The 306-nt window shown below is 43.8% G+C and carries 1 pseudogene; it reads left to right on the forward strand.

The annotated features are described in order from the left end of the window. Window positions 1-306: pseudogene (locus BTV99_RS13650) on the forward strand (hypothetical protein); the annotation flags it as partial.

Below are 306 nucleotides of genomic sequence, written 5' to 3' on the forward strand. Positions count from 1 at the left end.
CTTATTAAAAGCCATTACTTTATCGCTACTGATGGAGCAAGTGCTCAAACCTAACATCAACTTTAAACGCCGCAGTGAGATAGACCTATTAGGTAAGGCAGACTTGCCGGCAGGTACGGTTATCATTGATGACAGCGTAAACCCTCCTTCTGATCGAGTCATGGATATACTAAACCAAGACCGCGATGAGATATTGGCCCAGCTCACTCAGAACACTGAGACAGTCAAAAAGTATATCGCCGCTGAAACCAATAACGTAGAAACAGAAGCCGTATCAGATTCCGTCATCCCTAGTATTATTCGTAG

This window comes from Psychrobacter sp. Rd 27.2, from assembly GCF_001921755.1.
GTDB classification, from domain to species: Bacteria; Pseudomonadota; Gammaproteobacteria; order Pseudomonadales; family Moraxellaceae; genus Psychrobacter; species Psychrobacter celer.